Below are 1,149 nucleotides of genomic sequence, written 5' to 3' on the forward strand. Positions count from 1 at the left end.
TCAACACCGCGACCCGCACCGAGGAGCGCGTGCCCGGCCTGTTCCGCCTGCGCGGCAAGGAGCACCTGCCGCTGGACGCGGCGCCCGCGGGGCAGGTGGTGGCCGTCGCGAAGCTGACGGGTACGCCCAGCGGCTCGCTGCTGGCGGACAGGTCCGGACCGGGCGCCGCGATGTCGGCGCCCGCGCTGCGTCCGCGCCCGCCCGTCTACGGGCTGGTCCTGTCGCCGGTCACGCAGTCCGACGACGACCGCCTCTCCGCGGCGCTCGCGCGCCTGGTCGCCGAGGACCCGACGCTCGTCGTCGACCGCTCGTCGGACCGGACGATCCTGCGCGGGCTGGGCGACACCCACCTGGCCGTCGCGCTCGAGCGCCTCTCGCGCGTGTTCGGCGTCAACGTCACCACCTCGCCCGTGCCCGTCGCCTACCGGGAGACGATCCGGCGCAAGGTCGAGGCCGAGGGGAAGATCAAGAAGCAGTCGGGCGGGCACGGGCAGTTCGCGGTCGCGAACCTGCGGGTCGGGCCCGCACCGCACGGCGCCGGGCTCGAGTTCGTGGACTCCGTGGTGGGCGGCGCGATCCCGCGCAACTACCTGTCCGCGGTCGAGAAGGGGGTCGTCGAGGCGATGGCGCACGGCGGTCCGCACGGGCACCCGGTGGTGGACCTGCGCGTCGAGGTCTACGACGGCAAGTCGCACTCGGTGGACTCGTCCGACATGGCGTTCCGCACCGCGGCCGCCAACGGAGTGCGTGAGGCGCTGGCCGCGGCGGGGACCGTGGTGCTCGAGCCCATCGACCACGTCGCGGTGACCGTGCCGTCGTCGGTGCAGGGCGACGTGATGGGCGACCTGTCCGGGCGTCGGGGGCGGATCACCGCCTCGACCGCGCTCGACGACGGGACGGTCGTGATCGAGGCGGACGTGCCGCAGTCCGAGCTCACGCGGTACGTGCTCGACCTGCGCTCACTCACGGGCGGCCGCGCCGAGCTCGTGGTCTCGCCGAGCACCTACGAGATCTGCCCCGACCACCTCGTGACGAGCTGACGCCCCCGCAGGCACCCGCGGGGGCGTCGGTGGGACGGTTCGCGGGGCGGGGGGGGGGGGGCCCCCCCCCCCCCCCCCCCCGCCCCCCCCCCCCCCCCCCCCCCCCCGC

At 76.0% G+C, this 1,149-nt stretch carries 1 pseudogene; it reads left to right on the plus strand.

The window, feature by feature from the left end:
• Positions 1–1,040 (plus strand): annotated as a pseudogene (locus CWIS_RS11000) (elongation factor G); the annotation flags it as partial.
• Positions 1,041–1,149 lie beyond the last annotated feature (109 nt).

The sequence above is a fragment of the Cellulomonas sp. A375-1 genome, assembly GCF_001040865.1.
Taxonomy (GTDB): Bacteria; Actinomycetota; Actinomycetes; order Actinomycetales; family Cellulomonadaceae; genus Cellulomonas; species Cellulomonas gelida.